We start from the raw sequence: 14,603 nt of genomic DNA, 5'->3' as shown, positions 1-14,603 counted from the left end.
GTGAATTCCTTTATTTTTTTCATACAATACTGTAAAATTACGTGTTGAGTAAAAACAAACAGTGACCAGTATCACCCTTTACCGTTATGATGGGAAGCCCGAATGACCTAAAAAAGTATTTGACCACGCATTTCGCGCATTTCGAACCCGCTCTTCAGCAGGAAATTTTATCCATCGGCGAACTTGTGCTTTTTCCAGCCGACGAATTACTGATGGACATCGGCCAGCGCGTGGAGGTAATCCCGCTGATCGTGGATGGTTCGGTGAAAGTTTTTCGCGAAGATGATGAGGACCATGAAATTTTCTTGTACTACCTGGAGCCGGGGGAGGCCTGTGCTATCACGCTGATCTGCTCGGAGCGCACGGGCTACTCGAAAATCAAGGCCATCCCGATGGAGGATACCACAGCGATTATTTTGCCTATCGCCAAGCTGGACGAGTGGATGCTCAAGTATAGATCATGGTATTTTTTCGTCATGGACAGCTATCAGGATCGTTTCGATGAGCTGCTGAAGGTGGTGGACTCGGTGGCTTTCCGCAAGATGGACGAGCGTCTGATCGAATACCTACAAAAGTCCGTGGAGGCCAACCAAAGTAGCACGGTGCATGCCACGCATCAACAGATCGCACTGGAGTTAAATTCTTCCCGCGAGGTGATTTCGCGACTTTTAAAGAAGCTGGAGCAGCGGGGCGTCGTACGCGTAGGCCGAAATGCGATCACACTTTTGGCGCCTCAGTAGCGCATGCTGCTGCATTTTTTCGGGCTGGCAATGTGATTTTTGGGCTTTAGCCCAGCCCGACATCTAAAATCATCATCAGCGTAAATCCGGCCATAAAGCCGAGAACGGCCAGGTCGGTATATTTATCTCGCTGTGTTTCAGGAATGACCTCCTCCACGATAACGAAGATCATGGCGCCTGCGGCAAAGGCCAGTGCGAAGGGCAAAAAGCTCTGGGTGTGGCTCACGGCGATGGCGCCCACGACACCGGCTACAGGCTCCACGGCAGCGGAGAGCTGACCATACCAAAAACTTTTGCTTCGGCTGTAGCCTACGCGTCGGAGGGGCATGGAAACGGACATGCCTTCGGGCAGGTTTTGGATGCCGATGCCGATGGCTAGGGCGATAGCAGCGGCGGTGGATGCTCCGGCGACCCCCTGGGCGGCTGCGCCAAAGAGGATGCCAATGGCCAGTCCTTCGGGGATGTTATGGAGTGTGATGGCCAGTACCAGCAAAGTCGATTTCTGCCAGTCGGTTTTCACCCCTTCCGTGCGCTGGAAGTTGACATGCATGTGCGGTAACAACTTATCCAAACTAAAAATAAAGAGTCCTCCGAGGAGGAAGCCGATGGCGGCGGGCAGCCAGGGAGTGTCGGGAAACTGTTCGGCACCATGGTGGATGCTGGGTAGGAGCAGGGACCAAAAGCTGGCCGCCAGCATCACGCCACCGGTGAAGCCCAGCAGGGTGTCGAATACGGCGCGGTTTATGGTGCGGAAAAAGAAGACGATGCCCGCTCCTGCTGCGGTGAGCATCCAGGTAAAGGTGGTAGCGATAAGGGCAGCATAAACGGGCCCGATACGTTCGGCGAAAGCGACGAGTTCTTGCATCATGAGCGGTGCGTGCGCGAAAAGGCGATCACGAAAGGCTGCAAGTTACGCATTTTCGGAGGATTCTGGGGCTTATCCCGCTTTAATGTAGGTAAATCCGGCTTTTTGGAGCTCCACGAGGGCGAGGATGCCGGCAGTCACATAGCTGCTGATGGACAGAAAGTCTTCTTTTTCCAGTCCGCGCTGCTTGAGCGTGTTTTCACAAACCTCAAAGCGCACGCCGCGGGCTTCCAGCGCCTGCATTTTTTCTTGTAGCGGCTGCGGGATACTGTTGCGCATCAGGTCCACGCCCATGCCGATGGTGACGACGACAAGCTCGGTGTCGGGTGCGGCGGCCAGGATGTTTTCTAAGTTGCGCACCAGTTTGGGATGTGTTTCTGGGGCACCTTCTGCGTAGTGGAGGACGATTTTATGGGCTTCGGAGGGCTTTTGGGCGAAGCCCAAAAGAGGAGTAGCGATAAAAAAGAGGAAAAGATAGAGAAAACGCATGCTGTCAATGGAAATTTTGGTTCAAGATAGGGGAAAGGGCGCTGTTTTCAGGTGATGGAGATCACATAGGGGGCGTGGGGGCAAGAAATATTTTTTATACGAAGCTTTTCGGAGGATAAGCGGAAATTGGTATATTTGTGCTAACCATATAAAAACGAGACCTTTCATGTTTGCGAGAGCACCAAGACCCGCTGTCTGGCCCTTTTGGGTCCTGATGATTTTTTGGCTATGCCTGCCGGGGAGGGGTGTGTTTGGGCAAGATACCATTCAGTTTATTGGGACGGGTACTTCAGGTGCGCAAAGAGTGACAAATGCTGGAAGTGCGGTAGACTTTAATTTAAATACATTCGCCACTGTAAATGCTCGAAGAGGGTTATGTGGAATACTGGTGTCTACAGGTTCTGGCAGTTTGAGCCTGAATACCCAAGTAATCAACGCCAACCAGGTTGCCTATATGAGAATAGGAGGGGTTGACGGTGAACTAAGCAATTTAACTGGAGGGAGTTTGGTGGGTGGTCTACTTGGGCTGCTTGGGAATGTTTTGTTTGCAGGTGTTGAGTTAGATTTTACTGTTTTTAGTCCGGATAACACACAAAGTTTTTTAGGAGGTACAGGGAATAATCTGGGTGGAAACGTCAATCGTATGCGCGTCGTAGTAAATGGGAATAATCAATTTCATCTCGCTGTTGCACCTAATTTTAATTATAATAGGATTAGAAGTAGGCTCGATATAAATACTGGTTTGCTATCTGGGTTATTAGATTGTCCGTCAGTAGATTTAAATATTTTCGAGGCTTTTCGGTTTACGGGCTTAGGGCTTTCCACTATCGCGAACTTTACTTCCTTCGATGGAGGCGGCCTAACTGTAATAGGTTCCACACGGGTAAACAACATTCACCAAGCGATCGATAATAATTTAAGTACATTTTCCAGCTTTCCTCGAGATCTATTAGGTTTAGGTCTAGGGCAGTTTATTGAACAGTCCTTTGAGTGGGGACTGCCTGCTGCGGAAAATGATCTCCTACGCATTACTTTTAGTAACTCAGGAGGTCTCCTTAATCTACAGCTTTTGAATTCGCTCGAATTGGTCACCTATTTTAACGGGGCCGAAACGAGCAGAAACTCCATTGGGAATTTACTTTCAGTGCGTTTATTGAATCTGGGAGGTAATTTAGGGCTTGTAGCAGCGAATTTAGGGGTTCCATTCGATCGAGTGGCCGTGCGTGCCAGCAGTTTACTTAACTTAGGTTTGTTAGATGGCGATCTCCGCATCCACGATGTACGCCTAGACCGCGCATTTATTTGGACAGGGAACCTGAGTACGGACTGGTTTACGGATGGCAACTGGTCCACGGGAATTGTCCCTTTTTCTAATTCACGCATCATCATACCACAGCGACCGAATCAGCCCACCATTCCAGCTGATTCCACCTTTACACTTTCGAGCATCGGGGAGCTCATTATGGGAACACCTGAAAACCCGAATGCTATTTTGACCGTGGAAGGAGGCTTGGTGCTCGAAGGCAACCAGATCGCGGTGACCCAAGACGCAGACAGTTTCATCCGCATTGCCCCGGGGGCAAATTACCAAAATCTAAGCACCGAAAATCCACGGCTGGAGGTGCAGCAGCGCATTCAGGGAACCGCGGCTGGCGGATGGTCGGTGTGCCGGTCACAGGTGCCAGCTATGCAGCTTTTACCGATAATATGGTGACGCAGGCTTTCCAGGAGCCACTTTTCCAGGGCTGCAGCCCAATTTGCTCTGGTTTGATGAGACAGATGTCGGCACCACGAATCAGTCTTGGCGTCAGCCGGCTTCTGCCAGTGACCTCGTTCCGAGCGGGAGAGGGCATTACCTCTTTGTTTTTGGCGGAGCCACACGGCCCGACGCGCCGAGCACACCGTATCCCGATACGCTTCCGCGCCTCATGGCTGTACAGGGTACCGAACCGAATTTAAGCACGCCATTTTCCTTTTCTGGCTCACGTTTACGCCACGGGACACACTTTTCGTAGGCACGGGACCGCCGGATAGCCTGGCTGTCGTCGAGGTGAACCTGGCAGATGAAGGCTTTAATATGGTAGCCAATCCGACGGCTTCGGTGCTGGACTGGATGGGGGCTGGATGGACACGTACGAACCTGGATAACAGCATTTATGTGTGGGACCCTACTTTACCAGGGGATACGCCAGGATTGGGTGGTGCTTTTCGGGTGACCAATGGCAGCACAGGGGACTTCGATGGGCGTTTGGCTCCCTTCCAAGGCTTTTGGGTGAAGGCGAATGCGAGCAGCCCCAGTCTCTCCGTTACGAATACCGCTAAAACGGCGGCTCCGGCCAACTTTATCGCGCGGCAGGCCTTCCTCGGACCTGAGCGGACGGACCTGTCTTGGTTTTGGAAATCCGAGGTGCTGGCATGGAGGGAAGTACACGCCTGCAGTTCAGCCCCTACGGCCTAATCGGGGCAGATGAGTGGGATGCCTATCAGTTGCAGCCGCTGGGGAGCTCCTGGCTGGTGCCTACACGCGCAGCAGCAGTCGGCATCTGTCGCCTTTGGCGATCAACCATCTGCCGCTGGCGGCGCGGGAGGAGGGCATTAGCATTCCCCTGTACCTGGCAGCTGCTCAGGAGTTTCAAAGCTTCTCTGGTGATTTCACTTTTTCATGGTCTTTAGAAGGCGACTGGCCGGAGCATCTGGCGGTGCAGCTGATGGATCATGCGCAGCGCCGCGCTGTAAATATGCGGCGCCAACAAAATTACGGGGTGCGCTATCGGGCTCCAGACCTCGTGCAGTCTGCGGCAGAACGGCAAGTGGGTGGAGCTTGGGCGGCATTAAAGTTGCCCGCTCGTCCGGCCATACAAGAGCCTATCGCGGAGCAAGGGGCTGGTCCTCAAGTGCGTATGCTGCGGGAGCGAGAGGTTCCTGTGGCGCCTTTTACACTGCGCATCGGCCCGGTGGAGGAAGGGGATGCAGGCTATCAGCCACGAGATTTTACCTTGTTTGCGCCTTTCCCGAACCCGTTCAGAGATCGCTTTACGGTACGCTTTTTCCAGGAGGAAGCCGGGATGGTGGCCTTAGAGCTCTTCGGGCCTGCCGGCCAAAAGCTGGTGGCTTGGGAAGAGGATTTTGCCGCAGGCATGCACCGCCTCGAGCTCCCCGCGGAGCAGTGGGGCCCGGGCCTGTATGTGCTGCGGATTAGAAGTGGGCGCCACATGGAAACGAAGAAATTATGGAAAAAGTAGCAGGAAATATCGCCATCGTGCTGCTGGGCCTTTTGGCTTGGCTGTCTGCGGGAACGGTGCAGGGGCAGCAGGGTGCCGGACGTTTTCAGGCGCAGATTCGGGCTACGGCCACTGTGGTGGATAATATCGACCTGCTGACCATTCGGGATCTGTACATCAGTCAGCCGCCGCTGGGGGATTCTGTGGTCTTGATTTCCCCCATTCGCAGTGAGCAGGCTGCGCTGATGCTGGCCACGGGGCTTCCCGATGCGCAGATCCGGATCACCTATATCCTCGATGAGCGGCTGGAGGAGCGGGAGGAGCGTATCGGTGAGATTGGGATCACGTATTTGCTTTCCTTCGCTGAGGAGGACACCCAGCCCCAAAGCCTGCAGTTGGATGTGGGGGAGGCGATTTTACGGCTGAGTCCGAAGGGGGAATTGTATTTTTGGTTAGGGGCTTCGATGGACCTTCGGCGCGCTGTGCCGGGGGTCTACGAGTCTGAATTTATTATGGAAATCGAGTATATCTGATGCGCAAGGGGGGCTTAGGACTGTTGTTTTGCTTGCTGTGGGTGGGTCTTTCTGCCTCGGCGCAGCGTATTCATTTCGGGGCCTTTACCACCTCTGATGAGATACAAATCCTGCCAGGTACTCTGCCGGAACTGCTTTTCGAGCGGGATGCTGATGGGGCGGTTTTGGTACGCGGTAGTGGACGCACAGCGGTTTTGCGCTTGGCTAATCCTCTGGTAACCCCGCTGGTGGTGGAGGTACCCAGTGAGTTTGATGTAACAGTGCTCATCGATGCGGACCCCGTCCTTGTTTTGGGTGGGGATGAGTTGCCCTTCCGCTTGCGTGTGGCGTATAACAACTTAGGGGTGCCGAGTGGGGAGATTGAACTGGCCCGCTCAGGGGCACAGGAGCTCCCTCAGGGGACGCAGGTCTTCACGTTTCCTGCCCGTCGGCGCAGCTCAGGAGCCCCAGGTCCGCCCCCTACTCCTTTACACGGCGGTTTTACACGGCCGAGGACTTTGATTTATCTGTTCTTTTACGGGGAGGTGGGCCCTGTGGGCAATGTCTCCGCAGGGACCTACACGGGAAACGTTCAAGTGACCTTTACTTTAGACAGTACGCCATGAAACATGCTTTGATTTGTCTCTTACTAGGATTTTGCTGGCAGCCATTTTGTGCCGGCACAGTGGGTCAATGTGGAGATCGAGTTGCCCGCCTCCTTGCTGCTGCAGTACAGCCCTGAGCTTTCGGGCAACCCCGCCATCGCGGCGGGAGAGTACGCTTGGTACCGGGTGTTGGCGCAGGAAAACATCGATGTTCTGCTGCTAGTGGAGTATGGGGAGGGGACAGAAGAGGCAGGCTATCAGCACCCTGTACGCTTTTTGCCTTCCGGCTCTTTTGACACGGCGGAGGCGCTGGTTTTGGATGAGGGACCTCAACTTTTACGCTTGGATGCAGGCCCTCTTTTACTTCGCGATCGGCTTCCCGAGCGTTTTTCTTTTTTTGCATTTATTGGACTTCCTTACGGCCGCGCTGCGCGGGTGCTTATCGAAATTCCTTGATTTTTTTGGATGTATGGGGGTTCGGTTATTTGAGTGGTTTGGAAAATTTCTCAGCGAATTTTCGCAAGTACTTTTAGGTAAAAAAAAAATATTTGATTCGTTCTATTTCTATTATTTTTTTCGGTAACAAAAATCGGCATAATCCTGACAAAAGTCAGTCATTAGGTTACATTTTTTGACTATTGTTGCATTAGTTGAAGGAGGGGGGTAACAGAATTGGGAGGAAGCGAGTATATTGCAATGTATTTAAATGAACCATATGAAAACGATCTTTACATTCGCGATTCTTGCTGTAGCAGCAAGTTTGCTCTCATTCGGCGCTAGGGCGCAGACTAATCAAAGCCAAATTCTTGGTATAGCTAGAGTTTTAGACCAGTTGGAAGTAGGTGGGCCAGGTTTTGAGAGAAATCTTGACTTTGGAATTGTTTTAGCTGGTGAAGTAAAAACTGTGCCGGTCGACGGTCCCGCTACCTCATTGGGCTCCTTTGTTGCCTCTAATGATGGTGTTACGTCTGGTGCTTTCGGGGTACGTGCTTCTCCAGACACACAAATAAATTTATCTTTTGATCTGCCAGGATCTCTAATCATAGATGGGCCAGGAACTGAATTCATCGATATAAATACCTTTACTGCAGGCCTTTTTAGTGGAGTAGTCTTGGGTGGTGATGCTCCTGTGGATGCAGTTGAAGGTGGCGGTTCTACTTTTACACCAGGGCCAAGTACTGTAATAAATCTCGAGGATTCGCAAATAGGTCCAGACAATGCACCTGGATTTTGGGTGAGAATAGGTGCAACCATTGAAGTGCCCGTGGGTGCTCCTGTAGGAAGATACGAAGGTACTATAACATTGACAGCAGATTATAATTAAGGCCCTGAGATGGTCAAATTATTTTCCAGATTTTGTCTAATCTTCTTTTTACTAGGGCATCTTCTGTCTAATGAAACCCTTGCCCAAATCTCCATAGCCCCGACCTCTGTTTTCTTAGATCAGAGTGGTGTGGGGAGCTTGTTTCTCTCGAATACGGCAGATGAGCCGATGGAGGTGACCGTTTCCTTTCAGTTCGGATATCCGTACTACGATGAAAATGGAGAGATGCGCATGCGGTACGAAGAGGCGACAAATCAGGTATTGGCTTTGGATAACAATGTGCGGGCATTTCCCCGCGCATTGGTTATCCCCCACGCCAGCAGCAAACCGTACGCGTGATGGCTCGCCCTCCCGCCAGCACAGGAGATGGACTCTACTTTACCCGTGTGAAGGTTTCCTCCGTCCCTCAGGCAGCCGAAGTGGGTGAACAAGCTACAGAAGAAATCGTGACCCGACTTTCCTTCCGCTTCGATCAGGTTATTCCCGTTTTTTACAAGCGTGGAAACCCTGAAATCCAACTAACAGTCGAAAATGAGGCTGTAGAACTGGATGTGGAGGCGCGGAGACTAAAACTGCGGCAGTCCTTCCAAGTGGAGGGTCCGGCGCCTTTTTTAGGTTCCATGAAGGTGCAGCTACGGGATGCCTCGGATGCGCTACTCCATGAGTTCGCATCTACCCAGGCGCTCTATTTCTCCGGTACCCGAAATGTCAGCATCAGCCTTCCGGAAACCCTATCCCTTAGCCGCAGTGCGCGCTATCGTGTAGTGGTGCAACTCGAGTCGCAGCGCTCTGACATGGAACGACGGAATATCGTGCAACTGGCACAACCGCTCGTTTTAGAAGATCAGGTGCAGCTGCGCTAAGCTAATTCCTCGCGAATTCCCCTCTTTTTTCTTGACAAGACTCCCTTGTATTTATTCTATAAATACTTAAAAAGTAATATTTATTACTCGAATAAGTCCAAAAAGTATTTTTTTGGACTAGTCTTGTTTGTACTCCACGCCACTTTAGGCCTGCTTTTTTCCCCTTTGGCGCAAGCCAGCGTATCCAAACAGACAGCTATGAGGAGACGCTGCTCGTGTTTACCTATCCTGGGGTAGGGAGTTATTACATCTCCGCCCAATTTAAGGGGGAGCGGGTGCTCCTGCCGGTGGGTGAACTGTTTAATCTCCTCGGTTTTTACTATGAGCGCATGCCGGAAGGCTTCGGTATTCAGGGGGGATTCGAGCAGTGGGAGCCCACGTGGAGGATAGACCCTGTCGGCCAGACGATCTGGGTGGAGGGGCAGACCCATGCGCTCGAAGCTGCGGAAGTATTCATGGGAGAAACGGACTTTTACCTGAATCCAGCGCGCTTTGAGCAGCATTTTGGCTTGGTGTTTACCGTGAATCCACTCAGCTTACAGCTTTCCCTGAATGCACAGCGCGCGCTACCCGTGCTTCAGAAGCGGCAGCGTGATGCGGAGCGGGACCGCAGGCTGGGGCAGCTGGGGCAAAAGAAAAAGGAGGAATATGCCCTGACCCACCCCTTACGCCGTGATGGTTTTCGTGGGGGAATGGTGGATTATCAGGTCGTCTCCACCATCAGTACAGATGGTTTCTTGAATTTTGCACGCCTGGGTTTTGGGGCGGAGCTTTTAGGTGGCGATGTCCTTCTGGGGGCTTCTGGCTTTCAGGGCGATCAGGGCATGCGGGGCTTTCTGCAGCAGGCCCGCTGGCGCTATGTGTTCGAAGGCGGCATGCGCCCCGATGATAATGTGGAAATCGCCACGGCCAGCCTGGGAATTATTCCGACTACTGGTATTACGTCCGCGCAGTTACTGGGATTCTCGGTTTCCAATGATCCAGTTATTCCACGACTTAATTTTGGGACCTACCTGGTCGATGGCTTTACTGAGCCTGATGCTGAGGTGGAGCTATTTGTGAATGGGCAGCTCATCGCTTTCGAGCGCGCCCAGGAGGATGGGTATTTTAAATTTGACATGCCGCTGACCTACGGTTCCGTGCGCGTGCTGCTGCGGTTCTTTACGCCACAGGGGGAGGTGTTCACCGAAGAGCGGCAGATTCAGATTCCCTTTAACTTTTTGCCGAAAGGCTTCCTGTCCTATAATGTGCAAAGCGGCTTTCTCCAGGATCCACAGACCTTAGCCTTTACCGATCGCCTCGGGTTTAGCTCAGTGCTTTCCTATGGGGTGCGGGATCACCTGACGTTTCGGGTGGGGACAGAGGCTAATCTGGATACTTTAGGCCAACAAATGAATCCCTATGCGGGCTTTTCGGCGCGGATTCTCGATCAGTACTTGCTGAATGTGGACGTGCAGCCGGGGCGCTTGTATCAGGCGGCTGCTTCGGTGTTTTACGCCTCGAATGCCAGCATCAATTTTCAGTTTACCGAGTACGATGGCAGTCGATGTTTAATCCGGGCGGACTCCTGCGCGAGTCCAATGTAAATGGTTTTTATCCGTTTTTAATTGGCAAGCAGCAGTCGGGCATTCGCTTAGGAGCGAATCGTTTCTGGCGTCCTTTAGGGGATCATGCCACAGGGATTAATGCTGATTTTAATAGCCGTGTGGGCCGGGTCATCGGGCGTGTCGGCTATCGAGGCATCGGGCTGGGCATGGAAACAGGCGGTAGGATGTCGCGGCATTTGATCAACTCCTCCCTGACCTATACGCTGCCCCGTCTTCCGGGCTTCCCTGTTTTCGTGCGAGGCATGTTTCTTCGGGGACAAATCATTTACAGCGTAGACGATAGGACGCCGCTGAATGTGAGCGCTTCCCTTTCTCAGACGCTTTTCAAGCGGGCTCGCCTGAACCTCAATTATGACCGGCAGGTGGCTTCTGGCACAAACCTCTGGCAACTGAGTTTCTTCTATGATTTTACACCGCTGCGTTTTATCAACCAGAGTACCGTCCGTGGCAAGCAGGTGGCCACTTCTACCAGTGTGTTTGGTTCTGTGGCCTATGATCCGAGTAACAGGCAGCCTTTTTTCACGAATCGTGAACAAATCGGTCTTTCGGGTGCGGCCTTCCGCATGTTTATCGATGACAATGAAAATGGCGTTTACGATGAAGGGGAGGAGCTGGTGCCTGCTAAGGGTATTCGCTTAGATCTTTCCGCTAATGCGGCGCTGGGCAAGGACGGGATCCTGCGTGTCACCCAGCTGCAAAGCTACTGGAAGTATCAGGTGACGCTGGATCAAAAGTTTTTTTCAGATCCGACACTGGCGGCGCTGCAAGATGGATTTGCTTTTATCGCACCGCCGAATCATATACAGCTCATCGATATTCCGCTCTACCGGACGGGGGTGATCGAAGGGGTCTTGCTAAATGAAGAGCGGGGTACTTTACAAGGAAAAGGGGGAATGCGCCTGAAGGTGGAGCGCGCGGTCGAAGATGAAGAAATCGGGTTGCGCTGGGAGCTAACAGAAACGCTAAAGACCTTCTCCGATGGCACTTTTTATACCTATAACCTGCGCCCAGGAACCTATCGACTGCGCCCAGATGAGCAGCAGCTGGCCTACATGATGCGGGTTTTCGATGAGGCCAACTCTAACGCAGTCTTTACGATTCGGGCGTTGGCGGATGGAGACTTCGTCGAGGGCCTTCGTGTGGAGCTAGTCCCGAGCGATAAGGAGGAAGAGTCGCGTTATCCGCGTGAGCTGCGCCTGCGTGTACATCGACTTACGGAGGAGGCGGAAGCTGCCTATGCACGTAAAGATTTTGAAAATGCTTGGAATCTCGCACGAGAGGCGCATCTGCTCATCCCAAGCCCCGAGCGCGAGGCCTTGATTAAAAAGATCGAAGCCAAGTTCTAATGTGGGATCTAGGGGTAAAAAAATCCCCGCCTTAAAAAAAGCGGGGAAAAGTCTTCACGCGCAAGCCGTGTGGTTAATTGATGTTTTGGCTGGTTGTAGTGCCGGAACTTACCGATAAAAGACTTCGTAACGGGTAACGTAATGTATAGGACAGAAGTTATTTCCATTTTGGTGGAGGGAATCCCGTTTCATGAAAACGGGATTCCCCGGTTTACAAGAATCAATTCATGTTTTAGGCTTTCCCACGAAGCATCATGTTCCAATACATGAAGGGGAGGCCATATTTTTTCAGGAGCCACATGCTGTACTGCTCCTTCGTCGTGTCAACGAATTTCGAGATAAGAGGATCAGAGTCCCGCACATTATCATACTTGAACTCCGCCAGGACCATTTTACTGTAGCCGGTCACCAGTGGACAAGAAGAGTAGCCTTCATAGCTGGCAGTCCCCATTTTCTCGGTTTTGATGAGCTGCAGTAAGTTTTCCACCACCACAGGCGCCTGCTTCCGAATGGCAGCACCTGTTTTTGCCGTAGGCAAGGCTGCTACATCTCCCAGGGAGAAGATATTCGCAAAGCGAGCATGCTGCAGGGTATTGATATTCACATCGATCCACCCTTTACTTGGGCCATCCTGCGCGGAAACCTGAGATTTACGCACGAATTCTGGCGCCTGCTGGGGCGGTGCTAAGTGAAGCATATCGAAAGAAAGCTTGATCTCCGAGTCTCCGATGATATTTTCTCCGATGCGGTTATCCTCCGTAAGTACGCAGTTGTTGTCACCGGGCTGTGCATAGCGGAAATAGATTTCTCGGTTAGGTCCATCTATCTTGGTGGGTGCATAGAAGGTTTTCAGGATGATATCCCGTTCTAGAATAATTTTATTCAGTGTGCGGGCAAAGTCCTTTACGCCGAATATCACTGATCCTGGTGTGGCAAATACCACATTCGTTTTATTTCGGATACCTGCCTTTCGGAAATGCTCCTCGGCGAGGTACATGATTTTCTGGGGAGCGCCACCGCATTTTATCGGTGTGGTGGGCTGGGTGAAGACAGCATTGCCGCCTTTAAACTTGCGGATTACTTCCCAAGAGTGCTCAGGGTCCGTATAGTTCGAACAGACCACGTCTTTCCCGAGGGCCTCTGTGAGCCCAGGTAGCAGTTCAGGCGCCATCACCAGACCGGGAGCTACCACGAGATAGTCATACGTCAGGTCGCCAGAAGCGTCGGTTACGACGGTATTTTTTTCAGGATGAATGGTAGTGGCTTTATCTTGAATCCACGTCACCCCTTTGGGGATGTAAGCAGCTGTCTCGCGCTCTGTGGCTTTAAAGTCGAAGGCTCCAGCACCGACTAAAGTCCATGCAGGTTGATAATAATGCTTGGACGAAGGCTCCAAGATAGCGATCTGGAGATTTTTGTCCTTTTGTTTAAGCTGTGCGGCTACGGTTATACCGGCAGTACCACCACCGATGATAAGAACTTGTGCATGCTTCATGGTTTCTGGGTTATTTAATTGTACTTAATTTCCTAAATATCCCAGTTTTCATTTGCTTTTCTTGTGACAAAGGTCACCTTCAGGTTTTTGTTTTGAGAAATCGTACTTTTTTCGGACATAAAAAAAGGATAAGAAGGTCCTTCTTATCCTTTATCGATGCGTTTATAACACTTTGGCCCTAGGCCAAAAGCTGTTTACAAGAAATTCATGCATTTTTTATACGGGATCCTCCACCGGCTCTTCCAGCTCGATATCAAAATCCAAAATCGGCTCTTCGATCTCTAAAAGCTCAGGGGCCTCGTCTTCAGAAACTACGCCACGGGCTATCAGCTCTCCCATGAGGTCTAACTGCCTGCTCAGGTCAGCCTCCTCCTTATGTGCTTTCTGGAAGGCCTTCAGGAGGGCATCATCGTCGTACTGGGCGTAGCGCTCAGCACGTGCGGCGCGCAACATATTTTTCTTCTCCGTCAGAAGGGCTTCCTCCTGCTTGGCGAGGTCTTCTTTCCAGGCATTGATATAGTCATCTGTGAGCACGGACTCGTAAAAAGGTGTTTCCGTCACGGGGATTTCTTCTTTCGTACCATCCTCATGGGTGACGACGAAAACCTCTTCATTATCCACCATGACATATTCATCGCCGGTTTCTACATCGACTATTTTGTTTCCTTCATACACGAAACGCTCTTCTACGGACATTTCTTTGCCGCAGGCGAAAAGCAAAACTACAGATACTCCTACACTTAAAATGGTCGTTTTCATTTTTATGGTTATTTAATATACTTTTTTATCTTCTTTTTCTGCCCAGGCACGGAAGGCTTCTCCTGCCTGCGGCAAAGCTAAACGCTTAAATGGGATTTTTCGACCTTCATGCGGTTTATCCAGCTCCTCATAGATAAACTGATCGTCGAACCCGATGGCTGCTGCATCCGCTTTCGTATTCGCGTAGTACACGGCTTCCGGGCGGGCCCAGTAAATAGCGCCGAGGCACATCGGGCAGGGCTCACAGGAGGTGTACAGGGTACAGCCTTCCAGTTGGAAGCTTTGGAGATGCCTGCAGGCGGCACGGATGGCCACCACCTCTGCATGGGCTGTGGGGTCGAGCTGGTCGAGAACCGAATTCGATCCCTCGCCGATGATCTCCCCATCCTTTACGATGACACATCCGAAAGGGCCTCCCTTACCGGCTTCCATGCCGGTTTTCGACAGGGCGATCGCCTTCTCCAAGAAGTACGCATGAGTCTTTTCCATGTGCGAAGCGAATATAAGGTGATAAAAAGGGTTTAAAACCTGTGGTATAGGTTACAAAATTTATATACTACTTATACGGGAAAAGTGCCCTTTTTGTTCGACTAACCCATCCACTTTGTCAGGAAATCCATAAAAGCTTCTTTGTAGAGATCGGACACAGGGAGGCGGTGCTCGCCCACATGCACGGTATTCTTCGAGACCGCATCGATATGGTCTAAATTTAAAATGGTGGAGCGATGGATGCGCATAAAATTATCCTGACAGAGTAAATCCTCCATGTTTTTCATG

Annotated in this window: 19 protein-coding genes; 13 read left to right on the top strand and 6 right to left on the bottom strand. The window is 51.5% G+C overall.

Going from position 1 to position 14,603, the window contains the following annotated elements; all coding sequences use genetic code 11:
• Window positions 1-86: 86 nt before the first annotated feature.
• On the top strand, window positions 87-740 hold the full coding sequence (locus A3SI_RS02475; protein WP_009053483.1) for a Crp/Fnr family transcriptional regulator: 654 nt from the start codon (window positions 87-89) through the stop codon (window positions 738-740).
• A 46-nt stretch (window positions 741-786) separates the two neighbouring features.
• On the opposite strand, the gene A3SI_RS02470 is transcribed toward A3SI_RS02475, so the two are convergent.
• Both A3SI_RS02470 and A3SI_RS02465 read right to left on the bottom strand, forming a co-directional pair.
• Complete coding sequence (locus A3SI_RS02470) at window positions 787-1,608, bottom strand: ZIP family metal transporter (protein WP_009053482.1); 822 nt, start codon at window positions 1,606-1,608, stop codon at window positions 787-789.
• A 69-nt stretch (window positions 1,609-1,677) separates the two neighbouring features.
• Window positions 1,678-2,094: a DsrE family protein gene (locus tag A3SI_RS02465; protein WP_009053481.1), complete on the bottom strand. Its 417-nt coding sequence runs from the start codon at window positions 2,092-2,094 to the stop codon at window positions 1,678-1,680.
• A 166-nt stretch (window positions 2,095-2,260) separates the two neighbouring features.
• Here A3SI_RS02465 and A3SI_RS02460 point away from each other — a divergent pair, with 166 nt between their 5' ends.
• The 12 genes from A3SI_RS02460 to A3SI_RS02405 all read left to right on the top strand — a co-directional run bounded on the left by A3SI_RS02460 (window position 2,261) and on the right by A3SI_RS02405 (window position 11,572).
• Window positions 2,261-3,808 carry a hypothetical protein gene (locus A3SI_RS02460; protein ID WP_156810128.1) on the top strand — a complete coding sequence of 516 codons (1,548 nt, stop codon included), beginning with the start codon at window positions 2,261-2,263 and terminating at the stop codon, window positions 3,806-3,808.
• Between the two features lie 43 nt (window positions 3,809-3,851).
• Window positions 3,852-4,109 (top strand): hypothetical protein, encoded by a 258-nt coding sequence (locus A3SI_RS02455; RefSeq protein WP_040669868.1) that lies wholly within the window; start codon window positions 3,852-3,854, stop codon window positions 4,107-4,109.
• 35 nt (window positions 4,110-4,144) lie between these two features.
• Window positions 4,145-4,552: a hypothetical protein gene (locus A3SI_RS02450; RefSeq protein WP_009053479.1), complete on the top strand. Its 408-nt coding sequence runs from the start codon at window positions 4,145-4,147 to the stop codon at window positions 4,550-4,552.
• Window positions 4,553-4,565: 13 nt separating this feature from the next.
• The gene (locus tag A3SI_RS02445) at window positions 4,566-5,336 is read left to right on the top strand and encodes a T9SS type A sorting domain-containing protein (RefSeq protein ID WP_009053478.1); all 771 of its coding nucleotides are present in this window, start codon (window positions 4,566-4,568) and stop codon (window positions 5,334-5,336) included.
• A complete protein-coding gene (locus A3SI_RS02440) occupies window positions 5,324-5,848 on the top strand; it encodes a hypothetical protein (RefSeq protein ID WP_009053477.1) in 525 nt (174 codons plus the stop codon). Before A3SI_RS02445 ends, A3SI_RS02440 begins: the two co-directional genes overlap by 13 nt.
• Window positions 5,848-6,453 (top strand): hypothetical protein, encoded by a 606-nt coding sequence (locus A3SI_RS02435; protein WP_009053476.1) that lies wholly within the window; start codon window positions 5,848-5,850, stop codon window positions 6,451-6,453. The genes A3SI_RS02440 and A3SI_RS02435 overlap by 1 nt, the downstream gene beginning before the upstream one ends.
• Window positions 6,454-6,501: 48 nt before the next feature.
• Window positions 6,502-6,888 carry a hypothetical protein gene (locus A3SI_RS02430; RefSeq protein ID WP_009053475.1) on the top strand — a complete coding sequence of 129 codons (387 nt, stop codon included), beginning with the start codon at window positions 6,502-6,504 and terminating at the stop codon, window positions 6,886-6,888.
• A gap of 259 nt (window positions 6,889-7,147) precedes the next feature.
• Entirely contained in the window at window positions 7,148-7,756 is a 609-nt protein-coding gene (locus tag A3SI_RS02425; protein WP_009053474.1) for a DUF4402 domain-containing protein, read from the top strand.
• Between the two features lie 9 nt (window positions 7,757-7,765).
• Window positions 7,766-8,095, top strand: a complete 330-nt coding sequence (locus tag A3SI_RS02420; RefSeq protein WP_009053473.1) for a fimbrial biogenesis chaperone — start codon at window positions 7,766-7,768, stop codon at window positions 8,093-8,095.
• Entirely contained in the window at window positions 8,095-8,619 is a 525-nt protein-coding gene (locus A3SI_RS02415) for a hypothetical protein (RefSeq protein WP_009053472.1), read from the top strand. Before A3SI_RS02420 ends, A3SI_RS02415 begins: the two co-directional genes overlap by 1 nt.
• A gap of 215 nt (window positions 8,620-8,834) precedes the next feature.
• Window positions 8,835-10,205 (top strand): hypothetical protein, encoded by a 1,371-nt coding sequence (locus tag A3SI_RS02410; protein WP_040669864.1) that lies wholly within the window; start codon window positions 8,835-8,837, stop codon window positions 10,203-10,205.
• Window positions 10,166-11,572 carry a prealbumin-like fold domain-containing protein gene (locus tag A3SI_RS02405; RefSeq protein WP_040669861.1) on the top strand — a complete coding sequence of 469 codons (1,407 nt, stop codon included), beginning with the start codon at window positions 10,166-10,168 and terminating at the stop codon, window positions 11,570-11,572. The genes A3SI_RS02410 and A3SI_RS02405 overlap by 40 nt, the downstream gene beginning before the upstream one ends.
• 232 nt (window positions 11,573-11,804) lie before the next feature.
• On the opposite strand, the gene A3SI_RS02400 is transcribed toward A3SI_RS02405, so the two are convergent.
• The 4 genes from A3SI_RS02400 to A3SI_RS22065 form a co-directional block, all read right to left on the bottom strand.
• On the bottom strand, window positions 11,805-13,067 hold the full coding sequence (locus A3SI_RS02400; RefSeq protein ID WP_009053471.1) for an NAD(P)/FAD-dependent oxidoreductase: 1,263 nt from the start codon (window positions 13,065-13,067) through the stop codon (window positions 11,805-11,807).
• Window positions 13,068-13,283: 216 nt separating this feature from the next.
• A complete protein-coding gene (locus A3SI_RS02395; RefSeq protein ID WP_009053470.1) occupies window positions 13,284-13,826 on the bottom strand; it encodes a hypothetical protein in 543 nt (180 codons plus the stop codon).
• Between the two features lie 12 nt (window positions 13,827-13,838).
• A complete protein-coding gene (locus A3SI_RS02390) occupies window positions 13,839-14,315 on the bottom strand; it encodes a nucleoside deaminase (RefSeq protein ID WP_040669858.1) in 477 nt (158 codons plus the stop codon).
• A gap of 101 nt (window positions 14,316-14,416) precedes the next feature.
• Window positions 14,417-14,593 (bottom strand): LytTR family DNA-binding domain-containing protein, encoded by a 177-nt coding sequence (locus tag A3SI_RS22065; RefSeq protein ID WP_316929050.1) that lies wholly within the window; start codon window positions 14,591-14,593, stop codon window positions 14,417-14,419.
• Window positions 14,594-14,603 lie beyond the last annotated feature (10 nt).

This window comes from Nitritalea halalkaliphila LW7 (assembly GCF_000265075.1).
In the GTDB taxonomy this organism is placed as follows: Bacteria; Bacteroidota; Bacteroidia; order Cytophagales; family Cyclobacteriaceae; genus Nitritalea; species Nitritalea halalkaliphila.
This window is presented reverse-complemented; position numbering and strand designations above follow the sequence as displayed.

What these genes read in the sequence shown, in the direction of transcription:
- A3SI_RS02395 (WP_009053470.1), bottom strand. Translation starts at nt 13,826, where the DNA reads ATGAAAACGACCATTTTAAGTGTAGGAGTATCTGTAGTTTTGCTTTTC.
- A3SI_RS02425 (WP_009053474.1), top strand. Translation starts at nt 7,148, where the DNA reads ATGAAAACGATCTTTACATTCGCGATTCTTGCTGTAGCAGCAAGTTTG.
- A3SI_RS02415 (WP_009053472.1), top strand. Translation starts at nt 8,095, where the DNA reads ATGGCTCGCCCTCCCGCCAGCACAGGAGATGGACTCTACTTTACCCGT.
- A3SI_RS02400 (WP_009053471.1), bottom strand. Translation starts at nt 13,067, where the DNA reads ATGAAGCATGCACAAGTTCTTATCATCGGTGGTGGTACTGCCGGTATA.
- A3SI_RS02435 (WP_009053476.1), top strand. Translation starts at nt 5,848, where the DNA reads ATGCGCAAGGGGGGCTTAGGACTGTTGTTTTGCTTGCTGTGGGTGGGT.
- A3SI_RS02405 (WP_040669861.1), top strand. Translation starts at nt 10,166, where the DNA reads ATGTTTAATCCGGGCGGACTCCTGCGCGAGTCCAATGTAAATGGTTTT.
- A3SI_RS02390 (WP_040669858.1), bottom strand. Translation starts at nt 14,315, where the DNA reads ATGGAAAAGACTCATGCGTACTTCTTGGAGAAGGCGATCGCCCTGTCG.
- A3SI_RS02470 (WP_009053482.1), bottom strand. Translation starts at nt 1,608, where the DNA reads ATGATGCAAGAACTCGTCGCTTTCGCCGAACGTATCGGGCCCGTTTAT.
- A3SI_RS02420 (WP_009053473.1), top strand. Translation starts at nt 7,766, where the DNA reads ATGGTCAAATTATTTTCCAGATTTTGTCTAATCTTCTTTTTACTAGGG.
- A3SI_RS02440 (WP_009053477.1), top strand. Translation starts at nt 5,324, where the DNA reads ATGGAAAAAGTAGCAGGAAATATCGCCATCGTGCTGCTGGGCCTTTTG.
- A3SI_RS02465 (WP_009053481.1), bottom strand. Translation starts at nt 2,094, where the DNA reads ATGCGTTTTCTCTATCTTTTCCTCTTTTTTATCGCTACTCCTCTTTTG.
- A3SI_RS02460 (WP_156810128.1), top strand. Translation starts at nt 2,261, where the DNA reads ATGTTTGCGAGAGCACCAAGACCCGCTGTCTGGCCCTTTTGGGTCCTG.
- A3SI_RS02475 (WP_009053483.1), top strand. Translation starts at nt 87, where the DNA reads ATGATGGGAAGCCCGAATGACCTAAAAAAGTATTTGACCACGCATTTC.
- A3SI_RS22065 (WP_316929050.1), bottom strand. Translation starts at nt 14,593, where the DNA reads ATGGAGGATTTACTCTGTCAGGATAATTTTATGCGCATCCATCGCTCC.